Here is a 15,119-nt window from a genome sequence, read left to right on the forward strand (position 1 = left end):
GATGGATACGGATAATTTTTTAAATAAATATAATCCTTTACTCTGTAAAATTTGTTTGGCTGCATCGGATTTTATATTTTTTAACGTTTCGATGGCGCTTTCTATCGGGTGCGTATACTGGATTTTTAATGATATATATCGTTTCATTCCAGATACTCAACTAGAAATGCGTATTATTTCACATCTGGTCCTTGGTTTAATCTGTGTAGGATGGTTTTGGATACGTCTACGACACTATTCTTACCGCAAGCCATTTTGGTTTGAGTTAAAGGAAATTTTCCGAACAATCATCATTTTTGCCATATTTGATCTAGCTTTGGTTGCATTTTCGAAGTGGCAATTTTCTCGTTATATTTGGGTGTTCTGCTGGACTTTCGCACTGATTCTTTTACCTTTTTTCAGAGCGATGACAAAGCATCTCCTGAACCGCTTTGGGATTTGGAAGAAAAAGACGGTCATTCTCGGCAGCGGTAAAAATGCTGTTGAAGCTTTCTATGCACTTCATAGCGAAGAAATGCTTGGTTTCGAGGTTGTCGCTTTTTATGACCACGAATGTTGTGATGATACTGTGCAGGGCCTACCGTTATTGAAAGATCCCAATACCCTTTGGGAGCTTAAGAAAACAGGGGATATCCATTTCATTGTTGCTTTTGAAATGGACAACAGTGATAAAACCATCCTCTGGCTGCGTGAACTGTCTAAAAAGGACTGCCGTTCGGTCACGGTGATTCCATCGCTACGTGGACTCCCGCTTTACAATACGGATATGTCGTTTATTTTCAGTCATGAAGTGATGTTGCTGCGTATACATAACAATCTGGCAAAGAGAACATCGCGTTTTCTTAAGCGTACATTTGATATTGTATGCTCCATACTCATCATATTGCTGTCATCGCCATTACTGATTTATCTCTGGTACAAAGTAACCCGTGACGGTGGGCCGGCCATTTATGGTCATATGCGTGTTGGCCGACATGGAAAGATGTTCCCATGTTATAAATTCCGCTCGATGGTGATGAACTCTCAGGAAGTACTGCAACACTTACTGGATACCGATCCTGATGCACGTGCTGAATGGGACCGTGATTTTAAATTAAAAAACGATCCACGAATCACATCTGTTGGACGTTTTATCCGTAAGACCAGCCTTGATGAACTTCCGCAGTTGTTCAACGTATTGAAAGGGCAGATGAGTCTGGTAGGTCCACGTCCTATCATTTCTGAAGAGTTGTGCCGTTATGATCAAGATGTTGATTACTATCTGATGGCCAAACCAGGGATGACCGGGCTTTGGCAGGTGAGTGGACGTAATGATGTGGATTACGACACGCGAGTCTATTTTGATTCGTGGTATGTCAAAAACTGGTCGCTCTGGAATGACATCGCTATTTTATTTAAAACGGTCAAAGTTGTGCTACATCGCGACGGTGCTTATTGATTGTTCTATCAAGAAATGAGTTGACTGTTACTACTCTGAAGACGACATCAATTGCTACCTTCGGCCCTACAACCTGAGTTAACATGTCCTTCACTTTTGACCCGCAGACTCAATGTCTACGGGGTATCCACACCTGACAGGAGTATGTAATGTCCAAGCAACAGATCGGCGTCGTCGGTATGGCAGTGATGGGGCGCAACCTGGCGCTCAACATCGAAAGCCGTGGTTATACCGTCTCCATCTTCAACCGCTCCCGTGAAAAAACTGAAGAAGTGATTGCCGAGAATCCAGGCAAGAAACTGGCTCCTTTCTTCACGGTGCAGGAATTCGTCGAGTCTCTGGAAACACCACGCCGCATCCTGTTAATGGTGAAGGCGGGCGAGGGCACGGACAAAGCCATCGAATCTTTGAAGCCTTACCTGGAAAAAGGCGACATCATCATTGAAGGCGGTAACTCCTACTTCCCGGACACCGTGCGTCGTAACCGCGAACTGTCTGCAGAAGGCTTCAACTTCATCGGTACCGGTGTTTCCGGTGGTGAAGAAGGCGCGCTGAAAGGCCCATCTATCATGCCTGGCGGTCAGAAAGAAGCTTACGAACTGGTTGCCCCAATCCTGACCAAAATCGCGGCCGTGGCCGAAGATGGTGAACCATGCGTGACCTATATCGGTCCAGACGGTGCGGGTCATTATGTGAAGATGGTCCATAACGGCATCGAATATGGTGATATGCAGCTTATTGCTGAAGCCTATTCTCTGCTGAAAGGCGGTCTGAAGCTCTCTAACGAAGAACTGGCTCAGGTCTTCACCGAGTGGAATGACGGCGAGCTGAACAGCTACCTGATCGACATCACCAAAGATATCTTCACTAAAAAAGATGAAGAAGGGACTTACCTGGTCGATGTGATTCTGGATGAAGCGGCCAACAAAGGTACCGGTAAGTGGACCAGCCAGAGCTCACTAGATCTTGGCGAGCCACTGTCACTGATCACTGAATCTGTCTTCGCGCGTTATATCTCTTCTCTGAAAGATCAGCGTGTTGCGGCCTCTAAAGTGCTGACCGGGCCACAGGCAAAACCAGCAGCCGATAAAGCAGAGTTTGTTGAGAAAGTGCGTCGCGCACTGTACCTGGGCAAAATCGTTTCTTACGCGCAGGGCTTCTCTCAGCTGCGTGCGGCGTCCAACGAAAACAACTGGGATCTGAACTACGGCGAAATCGCGAAGATTTTCCGTGCAGGTTGCATCATTCGTGCCCAGTTCCTGCAGAAAATTACCGATGCGTATGCTGAAAATGCAGACATCGCGAACCTGCTGTTGGCGCCGTACTTCAAGAAGATTGCTGACGACTACCAGCAGGCGCTGCGTGATGTTGTTGCCTATGCGGTACAGAACGGTATTCCTGTCCCAACCTTCTCCGCAGCCATTGCCTACTATGACAGCTACCGTGCAGAAGTTCTGCCGGCAAACCTGATTCAGGCTCAACGTGACTACTTCGGCGCGCACACCTACAAGCGCACTGATAAAGAAGGCGTATTCCATACCGAGTGGATGGAATAATCTGAATTAAGCAACAAATGAAAGGAAGCCCGGGGCCTTGTCTCCGGGTTTTTTTTAACCAAAAATCGCGTATTTATTCGAAGTAGTCTGAATGTCGCCGCAACAACAGGTGAATTGAAGGGCTTCGCCTTGACAGTGCCTTTGCGCTAGAGGTAAAACCCCAACAGCTATTGTTTATCGTGATGGCCAGGTGCCATCTTCACCGTTAACTGAATAAAGTTGCGTTCTAATGAAAATTACAATTTCCGGTACAGGTTATGTTGGCCTCTCAAACGGCATTCTGATTGCACAGAACCACGAAGTGGTGGCGCTGGATATCGTGCAGGCCAAAGTGGATATGCTCAATCAGAAGAAATCGCCGATTGCAGATAAAGAGATTGAAGAATACCTGGCAACCAAAACGCTAAACTTCCGCGCCACGACCGACAAGCAGGATGCCTATCGTGATGCAGATTATGTGATCATCGCGACCCCGACTGATTACGACCCGAAGAGCAACTACTTTAATACCTCAAGTGTTGAAGCAGTCATTCGTGACGTGGTGGAGTTCAACCCAAATGCGGTGATGATCATCAAATCCACTATCCCGGTGGGTTTCACGCAGTCCATTAAAGATGAGCTGGGTATCGACAATGTGATTTTCTCACCGGAATTCCTGCGTGAAGGCCGTGCGTTGTACGACAACCTGCATCCATCACGTATCGTGATCGGTGAGCGTTCAGAACGTGCAGAACGTTTTGCCGCTCTGTTGCAGGAAGGTGCGGTCAAAAAAGAGATCCCAACTTTATTTACCGATTCCACCGAAGCCGAAGCTATTAAACTGTTCGCTAATACCTATCTGGCGATGCGCGTGGCGTACTTCAATGAGCTGGACAGCTATGCAGAGAGCTTGGGGCTTGATAGCCGTCAGATCATCGAAGGCGTATGTCTGGACCCTCGTATTGGCAACCATTACAACAACCCATCGTTTGGCTATGGTGGCTACTGCCTGCCAAAAGACACCAAACAGTTGCTGGCTAACTACCAGTCGGTACCGAATAACCTGATTTCGGCCATCGTTGATGCTAACCGTACGCGTAAAGATTTTGTCGCGGATTCTATTCTGGCGCGAAAACCGAAGGTCGTCGGCGTATATCGTCTGATCATGAAGAGTGGCTCCGATAACTTCCGCGCCTCTTCAATTCAGGGGATCATGAAGCGCATCAAAGCCAAAGGGGTGCAGGTTATCATCTATGAACCTGTGATGCAGGAAGATGAGTTCTTCCACTCGCGTGTGGTTCGCGATCTGGAGGCGTTTAAGCAGGAAGCCGATGTGATTATCTCCAACCGCATGGCGGAAGAGCTCGCAGATGTGGCGGATAAAGTGTATACCCGCGATTTGTTCGGTAACGACTAAGCCCGAGCAGCACAGATATCAAAAAGGCCCTCATCAAAGGGCCTTTTTGTTGTCGGCGTAACGCTTAACGGGATTAGACGTTATAGAAACCGCGATACCAGTCAACGAAGTTTTTCACCCCGTCTTTCACCGTGGTTTCTGGCTTGAAGCCGGTTGCGTCTTGCAAGGGCTGCGTATCTGCGCTGGTTTCCAAAACGTCACCCGGCTGTACCGGCATCATGTTCTTATCGGCTTCAGTGCCGAGGGCCTCTTCAAGGGCCGTGATGTAATCCATCAACTCAACTGGTGAGCTGTTACCGATGTTATAGACACGGTACGGTGCGGAGCTGCTAGCAGCCGATCCGGTTTCAACCGTCCAGTTGGCATCCGGCTGAGGGATAACGTCCTGTAGACGAATAATCGCTTCCGCAATATCATCGATATAGGTGAAGTCGCGCTTCATCTTACCGTAGTTATAGACGTCGATGCTTTTGCCTTCGATCATGGCTTTGGTAAATTTAAACAGTGCCATGTCCGGGCGACCCCACGGGCCGTAGACGGTGAAGAAACGCAGGCCGGTGGTTGGCAAACCGTATAGATTGGCATAGGTATGCGACATCAGCTCGTTGGCTTTTTTGGTTGCCGCGTACAGAGACACTGGGTGATCAACTGAATCATCGGTCGAGAATGGCATTTTACGATTCAGGCCGTAGACCGAGCTGGATGAGGCATACAGCAGGTGCTGCACCTTGTTATGGCGGCAGCCTTCAAGCACGTTCAAATGACCAATCAGGTTGGCATCCGCGTAGGCGTGTGGGTTTTCCAGCGAATAACGCACACCAGCCTGTGCGGCGAGGTGAATCACACGATCGAATTTCTCGTCAGCAAAAAGGCTTGCCATCGCGGCGCGGTCAGCCAGATCGATTTTATGGAAGCTGAAACCTGGCTTCTGTAGCAGGTCGAGACGCGCCTGTTTTAGGTTAACGTCGTAGTAGTCGTTGAGATTATCAATCCCCACCACCTGATGGCCAGCTTGTAGCAAACGCTCGCTGACATGGAAGCCGATAAAACCGGCGGCGCCGGTAACCAGGTATTTCATCTTTTTTCCTCAAATTTTGACCAGAAATGCATCAGTTGGGCTCTGGCATAACTGAAAGCAAAATCATACCGTTAGCTGGCGCAAAAAGATAATCGTTATCTACAATTAGGGTAGCCCGTTTTTTTGGTTAATTATTGGGACTTCGGGCATTATTCTTATAGTAATTCTTATGCGCGTGGGTAGACTATTCGCCCTTGTGGGCTTTTCTTTAATTGTGTAGCTAAGGTTTGTATGACACAGGACAATAATAAAAGTTTTACCGGTCACAGCAGCGAGCCGGAGCAGATTGATTTGATCGACTTGCTGGTACAAGTCTGGCGTGGAAAGGTCACCATCATCGTGTGTGTGATTGTCGCCATCCTTCTTGGCGTGGGCTATATCATGATTGCTAAAGAGAAATGGACCTCTACAGCCTTGATAACACAGCCTGATATCGGGCAAGTTTCCAGCTATTCCAACGCCATGAACATTCTGTATGGCGGCAACGCCCCTTCGGTGAATGCGATTCAACAGGATTTCATTACCCGTTTTAACTCTTCTTTTTCAGCCCTCTCCGAGTCGCTGGATAATAAGGACGAGCCTGAAAAACTGGATATTGAAGCCGCAGTGAAAGGCCAGAACCTGCCGTTGCGTGTCTCTTACACTGCGCACACTGCAGAGGAAGCACGACAGATTCTGGCGAAGTACATTCAGCGGGTTGACGATGATGTCGCAAAAGCAGTGGAAGGCGACCTCAAATCAAATATTTCTACCCGCAAAAACGATCTTGAGCAGTTGTTGAACTCTCAGGAGAAAGTAGCGGCTGAGCAGAAAGCGTTGCGGATCGCACAAATCAACCAGGCACTGACCGTAGCCGAACAGTCAAAGATCAAGCTGCCTCAGGTTCAGCAGGCGGATATGGTCTCGCAAGACACTATGTTCATGTTAGGCAGTGATGCGCTGAGTTCGATGGTGAAAAATGAGGGGACGCGACCGCTTGCCTTCCCGGACAGCTACTATCAGACGCGTCAAACCTTACTGAACATCAATAACCTGATGACCAGTGGCAAAGACGATCAGCCGAAAGTGAACAATATTCACGCTTATCGTTACGTGATGAAACCAACGCTCCCGTTCCGTCGCGACAGTCCAAAGCGTGCCATTATTCTGGTACTCGCGGTTCTGTTAGGTGGGATGGTCGGTGCCGGTGTGGTGCTGGGTCGTAACGCGCTGCGTAACTACCAGCCGAAAGCCTAAGTCAGCAATACAGCAATAAAAAACCGGGCAATTCTCATCAGCCCGGTTTTTTTACGTCTGGAAAAGTCTACTGATGACGCTGACGCAGGTTCTCAATGACGGTCGTCAGATCCAACTCCTGATCCTGCAGCAGAACCAGCAGGTGATACATCAGATCAGAGGCTTCGTTGGTCAGTTCATGACGGTCATTAACGGTGGCGGCCAGCGCAGTTTCCACGCCTTCTTCCCCGACTTTTTGTGCGATGCGCTTAGTGCCACTGGCGTACAGTTTCGCCGTGTAGGAACTTTCAGGGTCTGCAGTTTTACGTTCTGCCAGCAATTGCTCGAGCTGATACAGGAACAGCCACTGGTGACCCGTTTCGCCGAAACAGCTTGAGGTGCCTTTGTGACAGGTTGGGCCAATTGGGTTTACCAGCACCAGCAGGGTGTCGTTATCGCAGTCCGGGGTGATGCTGACAACATTGAGGAAATGGCCGGACGTTTCACCTTTGGTCCATAAGCGCTGTTTGGTGCGTGAGTAAAACGTCACTTTGCCGCTTTGCTCGGTGGCGGCCAGGGCGTCCTGATTCATATAGCCCAGCATCAGCACTTCACCGGATACCGCGTGTTGCACGATGGCGGGCATCAGTCCGTCGGTTTTTTCCCAGTCCAGCTGTTCCGTTAACATACTCTGATCTCCACGCCCTGAGTCACCAGGTACGCTTTTAATTCGCCAATATTAATAATTTGCTTATGGAACACCGAAGCGGCCAGCGCACCATCAACGTCTGCATCGCGGAAGGCTTCGAGGAAATGTTCCATCGTCCCTGCACCGCCGGAGGCAATCATCGGTACGCGGCACACGTCACGCACTTTTTTGAGTTGTGCAAGGTCATAACCGTTGCGCACGCCGTCCTGGTTCATCATGTTCAACACGATTTCACCGGCACCGCGCTTTTGCACTTCCTGCACCCAGTCGAGGGTTTCCCATTGCGTCACTCGGGTACGGTTTTCGTCACCGGTGTATTGATTGACGTGATACTTCCCGGTGTCAGCGTCGAACCAGGTATCAATGCCGACGACGATGCACTGCACGCCAAAGCGATCCGCCAGACGGGTGATCAGCTCAGGCTCTGCCAGAGCAGGGGAGTTAACCGATATTTTGTCCGCGCCAAACGACAGAATTTTGGCCGCGTCGTCTACGGATTTGATACCCCCGGCCACGCAGAAAGGGATATCGATGACTTCTGCCACGCGTGACACCCAGCTTTTATCCACCACGCGGCCATCGCTGGAAGCGGTAATGTCATAAAACACCAGCTCGTCAGCGCCTTCCTCAGCGTAGCGTTTCGCCAGCGGAACGATATCGCCGATGATTTCGTGATTGCGGAACTGCACGCCTTTCACCACCTGACCATCACGCACGTCAAGACAAGGGATTATCCGTTTTGCCAGCATTGGATGGCCTCCGTTACGTTGAATTTACCTTCCAGCAGCGCGCGTCCGACAATCACTCCGCGAACGCCGGTCCCGCGCAGGGCGGCGATGTCGTCGAGACCGCCAATGCCGCCGGAAGACTGGAATGCCACCTGCGGATAGCGGGCGCACACTTCGTCATACAGCGAAACGTTGGAGCCGGCCAGAGTGCCGTCGCGTGAAATATCGGTGCACAGCACATGCTTGAGCCCGACGGGCAAATACGTTTCGACCAACTCTTCCAGCGTCACGCCGGAGTTTTCCTGCCAGCCGCTGACCGCGACCTGTTTGGTGCCCTGGTCATCAATACGGACATCCAGCGCCAGGACCAGTTTTTCCGCGCCAAAACGCGTAAACCAGGTTTTCACGATTTCAGGTGATTTTACCGCAGTAGAGCCTATCACCACCCGGGCGACGCCTGCGTCTAACAAGGCCGCGACGTCTTCTTCGGTCCGAATTCCACCGCCGACCTGCACCGGAACATTCACGCCCGCCACCAGGTTTTTGATCAGGGGGATCTGACGTTTTGCTGGGTCTTTCGCCCCGGTGAGATCGACGAGATGCAGCACTTCAGCACCTTGTGCAGCGTACTCTTGCAAGCGTGGAAGCGGGTCGCTGCCGTAATCACGTTGTTGGCCGTAGTCACCCTGATGGAGGCGGACCACGGTGCCGTCAATTAAATCTAATGCTGGAATGATCATCACATCTCCAGGAAGTTTTTCAGCAGCTGCGCACCCGCGGCGCCAGAGCGTTCGGGGTGAAACTGCACGCCGAAGAAGTTGTCTTTTTGCACCGCGGCGGTAAACGCTTCGCCGTAGTTGCATTGGGCGATGGTCCATGGATTGACCGGCATCGCGTAGCTGTGTACGAAATAGAAGTATGCCCCGTCTTCAATACCGCGAAACAGTCGGTCACCGGCTTTCGGGTAAACGCGGTTCCAGCCCATGTGCGGCAAGGGCAGGCCGAAATCGGTCATTTTCGGGATGTCCTGCTCGATGATGCCAATCATGTCGACACCGTTCGACTCTTCGCTGCGACGGCCCAGCAACTGCATTCCGAGGCAAATCCCCAGCACCGGCTGGGTACAGGCTTTGACCAGCTCGATGAGTTCACGCTCGCGAAGTTGATCCATCGCCGCCTGCGCGGTGCCAACGCCCGGTAGAAACAGCTTGTCTGCGCGCAGCACGATATCCGGGTCACGGCTGACCACCGGCTCGTAGCCATGACGGAGAATCGCCGATCGCACCGAATTCAGATTGGCGCAGCCGGTATCAAGGATAACGACGTTCATCACAGCACTCCTTTCGAGGAGGGAAGGGTGTCGCCCTCCACGCGAATCGCCTGACGCAGAGTACGGCCAAAGGCTTTAAACAGACTCTCCACGCGGTGGTGATCGTTTTTGCCTTTGGTTTTCAGGTGCAGCGTGACGCCCATGGTGTAGGAGAGCGAGCGGAAGAAGTGCTCGATCATCTCGGTGCTGAGGTCGCCCACGCGCTGATAGGTAAATTCAGCGCGGTATTCGAGGTGCGGACGGCCAGAGATGTCCAGCGCACAGCGGGCCAGGCATTCGTCCATTGGCAGCACGAAGCCGAAACGGTTAATGCCGCGCTTGTCGCCCAGCGCCAGTTTCAGCGCTTCGCCGAGCGCCAGGCCGGTATCTTCCACGGTGTGGTGATCGTCGATATACAAATCGCCTTTAACAGTGATTTCCGTGCGGAATCCGCCGTGGGTGGCAATCTGATCGAGCATGTGGTCGAAGAAGCCCACACCGGTGTTAATTTTGCTGCCGCCTTCGCGGTCCAGCCACACTTTGACGTCGATCTGCGTTTCGCGGGTGTTGCGCTCCACGTGCGCGTAACGGTCGCGTTTCGTCAACTGCTCGGTGATTTTCAGCCAGTTGAGGTCGTCACGGCTGTAGCGCAGGCCGATAATCCCCATATTTTGCGCCAGGGTGACGTCGGTTGCGCGGTCGCCAATCACGTAGCTGTTTGCCACATCCATCACGCCGTCATTCAGCCACGCGGCCACCATGTTGGTTTTCGGCTTGCGGCATTCGCAGTTTTCGGTCTCGAAGTGCGGGCAAATCAGCACGTCATCAAACTGCACGCCCTGAGAGCTGAAGACCTGCATCATCAGGTTATGCGGGCCGTCGAAATCCGCCTGCGGAAAACTGTCGGTGCCCAGTCCGTCCTGGTTGGTGATCATCACCAGCTTGTAACCGGCTTTTTGCAGCTTCAACAGCGAAGGAATGACCTCCGCTTCAAACGCCAGTTTGTCGAACCGGTCGACCTGATAATCACTCGGCGGCTCGCTAATGAGGGTGCCGTCACGATCGATAAAGAGGAACTTCTGGGTCATACTTTCTCCGCACGAAGGGCGTCAATGACGCGCTGGCTCTCGTCGCGGGTGCCGATGGTGATGCGCAGGCAGCCGCTTAAAGAAGGTTGCTTATTCTGATCACGTAAGATAATGCCCTGATCCCACAAAGATTTGAAGACCGCGCTTGATGCAGTCAGGCGCACCAGGATGTAGTTGGTCTCCGAGTCGAAAACCTGCTCAACGCAGGCGATGTCACGCAGCTGCGTTATCAGATACTGACGTTCTTCGAGGATTTGGGCCACGCGGTCACGCATGGCATTAATGCCCAAAGGGCTTAGCGCCTGGGCCGCAATATCGGCCACCGGTGTGGAAAGCGGATACGGCGCAATCACTTTCATCAGTAGGGCAATCACTTCCTCGCTGGCGAGCGTAAAGCCGCAGCGCAGCCCGGCGAGGGCAAAGGCTTTCGACAGCGTGCGCAGCACCACTAAATGCGGGTAATCGGCAATCCAGCCGGTCAGCGTCGCCTGCGGACAAAACTCGATATAGGCTTCATCGGCCACGACCAGCGCTTTGCCGCGGGTCATCTCCAGCAGCACGCGAAAATCCTGAGGATTGATAATCTGCCCGGTCGGGTTATTGGGGCTGCACACGTACACCACTTTTACGCCATCAAGTTTATCGGCGATAGCCTGCAGGTCGAGCTGCCAGTTTTCCAGCGCGGGCACCGTCCGGTATTCCACGCCGAAGGTTTCGGCGCTGACGCTGTACATACCATAAGTCGGGGGGCAGAACAGAATGGCGTCTTTGCCCGGCTCGCAAAATGCGCGAATCAGCAGCTCAATCCCTTCATCGGCCCCACGGCTCACCAGAACCTGTTCCGGTTTCAGCCCGGCGTACTGCGCGTAGTTTTCGATAACGGCTTTGGGCTGGCACTCCGGGTAGCGGTTCAGGGTTTGCTGCGAAAAGTCGAAGGAGACCGCCGTCGGAAATTCATTGGCATTGAGCCAGACATCACCTTTACCGCCGAGACGACGGGCAGACTGATAAGGCGTCAGGTCGCGGACGTTTTTACGGGCTAACTCTTCAATGCTCATTTCATCTCCTTGAGTGCGGCCACGCGTAAGGTAACGGCATTTTTGTGGGCGGTCAGACGTTCGGCGGCGGCCAGGGTTTCAATCGTGGAAGCCAGTGCGGAGAAACCGTCTTTCGTGAGTTCCTGCACGGTCATGCGCTTCTGGAAATCGGCCAGGCCTAGGCTGGAACAGGTCGCGGTATAACCGTAGGTCGGCAGTACGTGGTTGGTGCCTGAGGCGTAATCACCTGCCGATTCCGGGGACCAGTCGCCTAAAAAGACTGAACCGGCACTGGTGATGCTGTCGACCAAAGAACGTGCGTCACGGGTCTGGATAATCAAGTGCTCCGGACCGTACTGGTTAGAAATGTCGACACACTGCGCAAGATCACGAGCGACAATCAGTCGGCTGGCGGATAACGCCTGACGCGCGGTATCGGCCCGGGGTAATTCAGCCAGCTGACGTTCTACTGCTTTGGCGACGCGCGCAGCCATGTCGGCATCCGGCGTCAGCAGAATCACCTGTGAATCCGGCCCGTGCTCTGCCTGAGACAGCAGATCGGAGGCCACGAAATCCGGCGTTGCACCGCTGTCGGCAATCACCAGCACTTCAGACGGACCGGCTGGCATATCAATGGCGGCCCCATCCAGACGCTGGCTGACCTGACGTTTTGCCTCGGTAACAAACGCGTTGCCTGGGCCAAAAATTTTATCCACTTTCGGCACGGATTCGGTGCCCAGCGCCAGCGCGGCAATGGCCTGCGCGCCACCGACATTAAAGATATCTTTCACGCCGCACAGTTTGGCCGCATACAGAATTTCATCGGCAATTGGCGGCGGGGAGCACAGCACCACTTTTTTACAGCCAGCGATACGAGCCGGCGTGGCGAGCATTAATACGGTGGAAAACAGCGGCGCAGAGCCACCGGGAATATACAAACCTACGGAGGCGATAGGACGAGTCACCTGCTGGCAGCGCACGCCTGGTAGCGTTTCTACATCAACCGGTTGCAGTTTCTGCGCGACGTGAAACGTCTCAACGTTTTTCACCGCTACCGCCATCGCCTGTTTCAGCTCATCGCTCAGACGACTGCTGGCAGCGTCGATTTCCTGCTCGCTGACTTTAAGCGTCGAAACGTCGGTTTTATCAAACTTCGCGCTGTATTCACGCAACGCCTGGTCGCCATGGGTTTTTACGTTGTCGAGAATTTCAGCCACGGTGCGGCTGATGCTTTCCGACGCAGAGATTGCCGGGCGCATCAGTAAATCACGCTGTTGCTCGGGGCTGATGCTGTTCCAGTCGATGACAGTATTAAAGCTCATGGTCGGTTACTCCATCATCTTCTCAATGGGCAGAACCAGAATGGAACTGGCACCCAGCGCTTTCAGTTTTTCCATGGTTTCCCAGAACAGGGTTTCGCTGCTGACCATGTGCATCGCCACGCGCTGCTGATCGCCTGCCAGCGGCAGAATGGTTGGGCGTTCGGCGCCCGGCAGCAGGGCAATGACTTCTTCCAGGCGCTCGGTCGGCGCGTGCATCATGATGTATTTCGATTCACGGGCCTGAATCACGCCCTGAATACGAGTCAACAGTTTGTCGATGAGCTGCTGTTTGGCTTCCGGCATTTCGCCGTCACGCTGGATAAGACAGGCTTTGGAGCGGTAAATCACTTCCACTTCGCGCAGGCCGTTGGCTTCAAGCGTCGCACCGGTCGACACCAGGTCGCATATCGCATCGGCCAGACCAGCACGCGGCGCGACTTCAACGGAACCGTTCAGTAAGCAGGATTTAAACTGAACGCCTTTTCCATCGAGGTAGCGTTTGAGCAGGTGCGGATACGAGGTCGCGATACGCTTATTATTGAGGCTGATTGGGCCATCCCACGGGTCGTCAACGGAGACAGCCAATGAGAAACGGCAGCCGCCAAAATCGAGGCGACGCAGTGTGAAGTAACGAGGGTCTTCGCCCTGAGCGCGACGGCTCAACAGCTCTTCTTCCAGCACGTTTTCGCCAATAATGCCGAGATCAACCACACCATCCATGATCAGGCCTGGGATATCGTCGTCACGTACGCGCAGAATATCGATAGGCATATTTTCTGCCAGCGCAATCAGGCGCTGGCTGTGCATATTAATTTTTATGCCACAGCGAGCGAGCAATTCGCGTGAATCATCGCTTAAACGTCCGGATTTCTGCATGGCTATGCGTAAACGTGTGTTGTCTAACATTCTTATATCCTCGTAGTCCTGTCTGAATGACTCGAAACTTGCGCCCAAAAAAAAGCCCCCGGAAGTTCGATCTTCCGAGGGCTCTCTCTTGCGTTCTGCACCACTGGAAGATCTAACTGTCTTCCAGCACACATCGCCTGAAAGACTAGTCAGGGTGATGGTGATGATGGTGGTTTTTAAATTGAACGCTGTTCATAAAATTTCTCGTTGAATGCTTATGCATTTGATGCCTTTTAACCTAAACCACTTCATCGCCACAAAGCAAGGCCTTTTTTACATCTTTAATTCATTTCATATTCATCAGATATACTCTAGATAATTCGAGCCGCAGGCAGGCGGCAAGTCTGAGAATCCCTGGGAGCATAGTTAGCTATGTGACCAGGGTGAACAGACGTAGCCAACGCACATGCGGCTTGAAGTATGACGAGTATAAATTGTCAGTTGGCGAGGGCTGGCGTAGCCTTATAAAAGGAACGCGAACGAGTCAGGAGAGCACAGATGAAAAAGGTCGCAATCGTAGGTTTGGGCTGGCTGGGTATGCCGCTGGCACTGTCGCTGAGCGCGCGAGGCTGGCAGGTGTCCGGCAGTAAAACCACCGAAGATGGGATTGAGGCCGCGAGAATGTGTGGCATCGACAGCTATTTGTTGCGACTGGATCCGCAACTGGTCTGTGATACCGATGATTTGGATGCCTTGATGAACGTCGACGCGCTGGTGATCACGCTCCCTGCGCGACGCAGCGGTCCCGGTGAAGAGTTTTATTTACAGGCGGTGCAGGAGCTTGTCGACAGCGCGCTGGCGTACCGCATTCCGCGAATTGTTTTCACCAGCTCGACGTCGGTGTACGGCAAAGGGCAGGGCACGATTAAAGAGAATGCTCCGCGTGAGCCGATAACCTCCAGCGGCCGCGTGCTGAAAGAGCTGGAAGACTGGCTGCACAATTTGCCGGGAACGTCCGTCGATATTCTGCGCCTTGCAGGCCTGGTCGGGCCGGAGCGTCACCCGGGTCGATTCTTTGCCGGGAAATCCGCGCCGGATGGGCAACAGGGCGTCAATCTGGTGCATCTGGAAGATGTGATTTCCGCGATAACGCTGTTGCTTCAGGCACCGAAAGGCGGGCACATCTATAATTTATGTGCGCCCGGACATCCGTCTCGTTCAACGTTTTACCCGCAGATGGCCCGCGAGCTTGGGCTTGAGCCACCGGTATTCAGCAATAGCGCTGAGAAGGGACGCATTATTGATGGTAGCCGCATCTGTTCTGAGCTGGGGTTTGAGTACCAGCATCCCGATCCGCTGGTGATGCCGCTGGAGTAAACGACCGGCGGTGACATCGC

At 52.7% G+C, this 15,119-nt stretch carries 15 protein-coding genes and 1 other annotated feature; of the genes, 5 read left to right on the forward strand and 10 right to left on the reverse strand.

Annotated features, from left to right (window positions below):
- Position 1 precedes the first annotated feature (1 nt).
- From A8O29_RS08155 to ugd, 3 genes are all read left to right on the forward strand, one after another.
- Complete coding sequence (locus tag A8O29_RS08155; RefSeq protein ID WP_174081280.1) at positions 2–1,438, forward strand: undecaprenyl-phosphate galactose phosphotransferase; 1,437 nt, start codon at positions 2–4, stop codon at positions 1,436–1,438.
- A gap of 149 nt (positions 1,439–1,587) precedes the next feature.
- Positions 1,588–2,994, forward strand: a complete 1,407-nt coding sequence (gene gndA, locus A8O29_RS08160) for an NADP-dependent phosphogluconate dehydrogenase (protein WP_125352002.1) — start codon at positions 1,588–1,590, stop codon at positions 2,992–2,994.
- Positions 2,995–3,223: 229 nt separating this feature from the next.
- Positions 3,224–4,390, forward strand: coding sequence for a UDP-glucose 6-dehydrogenase (ugd, locus tag A8O29_RS08165; RefSeq protein WP_125352001.1), 1,167 nt, complete (start codon positions 3,224–3,226; stop codon positions 4,388–4,390).
- 73 nt (positions 4,391–4,463) lie between these two features.
- On the opposite strand, the gene A8O29_RS08170 is transcribed toward ugd, so the two are convergent.
- Positions 4,464–5,468 carry an NAD-dependent epimerase gene (locus A8O29_RS08170; protein ID WP_125352000.1) on the reverse strand — a complete coding sequence of 335 codons (1,005 nt, stop codon included), beginning with the start codon at positions 5,466–5,468 and terminating at the stop codon, positions 4,464–4,466.
- A 231-nt stretch (positions 5,469–5,699) separates the two neighbouring features.
- On the opposite strand from A8O29_RS08170, the gene wzzB reads away from it, so the two are divergent.
- Positions 5,700–6,704: an LPS O-antigen chain length determinant protein WzzB gene (gene wzzB, locus A8O29_RS08175; protein WP_125351999.1), complete on the forward strand. Its 1,005-nt coding sequence runs from the start codon at positions 5,700–5,702 to the stop codon at positions 6,702–6,704.
- A gap of 67 nt (positions 6,705–6,771) precedes the next feature.
- Here wzzB and hisIE read toward each other — a convergent pair whose 3' ends face one another.
- From hisIE to hisL, 9 genes are all read right to left on the reverse strand, one after another.
- Positions 6,772–7,371 (reverse strand): bifunctional phosphoribosyl-AMP cyclohydrolase/phosphoribosyl-ATP diphosphatase HisIE, encoded by a 600-nt coding sequence (gene hisIE / locus A8O29_RS08180; protein ID WP_110509557.1) that lies wholly within the window; start codon positions 7,369–7,371, stop codon positions 6,772–6,774.
- Positions 7,365–8,141, reverse strand: a complete 777-nt coding sequence (gene hisF, locus A8O29_RS08185) for an imidazole glycerol phosphate synthase subunit HisF (protein ID WP_125351998.1) — start codon at positions 8,139–8,141, stop codon at positions 7,365–7,367. Before hisF ends, hisIE begins: the two co-directional genes overlap by 7 nt.
- Entirely contained in the window at positions 8,123–8,860 is a 738-nt protein-coding gene (hisA, locus tag A8O29_RS08190; RefSeq protein ID WP_125351997.1) for a 1-(5-phosphoribosyl)-5-[(5-phosphoribosylamino)methylideneamino]imidazole-4-carboxamide isomerase, read from the reverse strand. The genes hisF and hisA overlap by 19 nt, the downstream gene beginning before the upstream one ends.
- Positions 8,860–9,450 (reverse strand): imidazole glycerol phosphate synthase subunit HisH, encoded by a 591-nt coding sequence (gene hisH, locus A8O29_RS08195; protein ID WP_125351996.1) that lies wholly within the window; start codon positions 9,448–9,450, stop codon positions 8,860–8,862. The genes hisA and hisH overlap by 1 nt, the downstream gene beginning before the upstream one ends.
- Complete coding sequence (hisB, locus tag A8O29_RS08200; RefSeq protein ID WP_125351995.1) at positions 9,450–10,517, reverse strand: bifunctional histidinol-phosphatase/imidazoleglycerol-phosphate dehydratase HisB; 1,068 nt, start codon at positions 10,515–10,517, stop codon at positions 9,450–9,452. Before hisB ends, hisH begins: the two co-directional genes overlap by 1 nt.
- Positions 10,514–11,575 (reverse strand): histidinol-phosphate transaminase, encoded by a 1,062-nt coding sequence (gene hisC, locus A8O29_RS08205; protein WP_125351994.1) that lies wholly within the window; start codon positions 11,573–11,575, stop codon positions 10,514–10,516. The genes hisB and hisC overlap by 4 nt, the downstream gene beginning before the upstream one ends.
- The gene (gene hisD, locus A8O29_RS08210) at positions 11,572–12,876 is read right to left on the reverse strand and encodes a histidinol dehydrogenase (RefSeq protein WP_125351993.1); all 1,305 of its coding nucleotides are present in this window, start codon (positions 12,874–12,876) and stop codon (positions 11,572–11,574) included. The genes hisC and hisD overlap by 4 nt, the downstream gene beginning before the upstream one ends.
- Before the next feature lie 6 nt (positions 12,877–12,882).
- The gene (gene hisG / locus A8O29_RS08215; RefSeq protein ID WP_125351992.1) at positions 12,883–13,782 is read right to left on the reverse strand and encodes an ATP phosphoribosyltransferase; all 900 of its coding nucleotides are present in this window, start codon (positions 13,780–13,782) and stop codon (positions 12,883–12,885) included.
- A 46-nt stretch (positions 13,783–13,828) separates the two neighbouring features.
- Positions 13,829–13,952: a sequence feature (His leader region), on the reverse strand.
- Positions 13,928–13,978 carry a his operon leader peptide gene (hisL, locus tag A8O29_RS08220; protein WP_009654477.1) on the reverse strand — a complete coding sequence of 17 codons (51 nt, stop codon included), beginning with the start codon at positions 13,976–13,978 and terminating at the stop codon, positions 13,928–13,930. Its footprint overlaps the feature before it by 25 nt.
- 302 nt (positions 13,979–14,280) lie before the next feature.
- Between hisL and A8O29_RS08225 the strand changes: the two genes are divergently transcribed.
- Complete coding sequence (locus A8O29_RS08225) at positions 14,281–15,099, forward strand: SDR family oxidoreductase (protein ID WP_125351991.1); 819 nt, start codon at positions 14,281–14,283, stop codon at positions 15,097–15,099.
- Positions 15,100–15,119: the final 20 nt, after the last annotated feature.

Origin of the sequence: Scandinavium goeteborgense (genome assembly GCF_003935895.2) — a bacterium.
Classification (GTDB): Bacteria; Pseudomonadota; Gammaproteobacteria; order Enterobacterales; family Enterobacteriaceae; genus Scandinavium; species Scandinavium goeteborgense.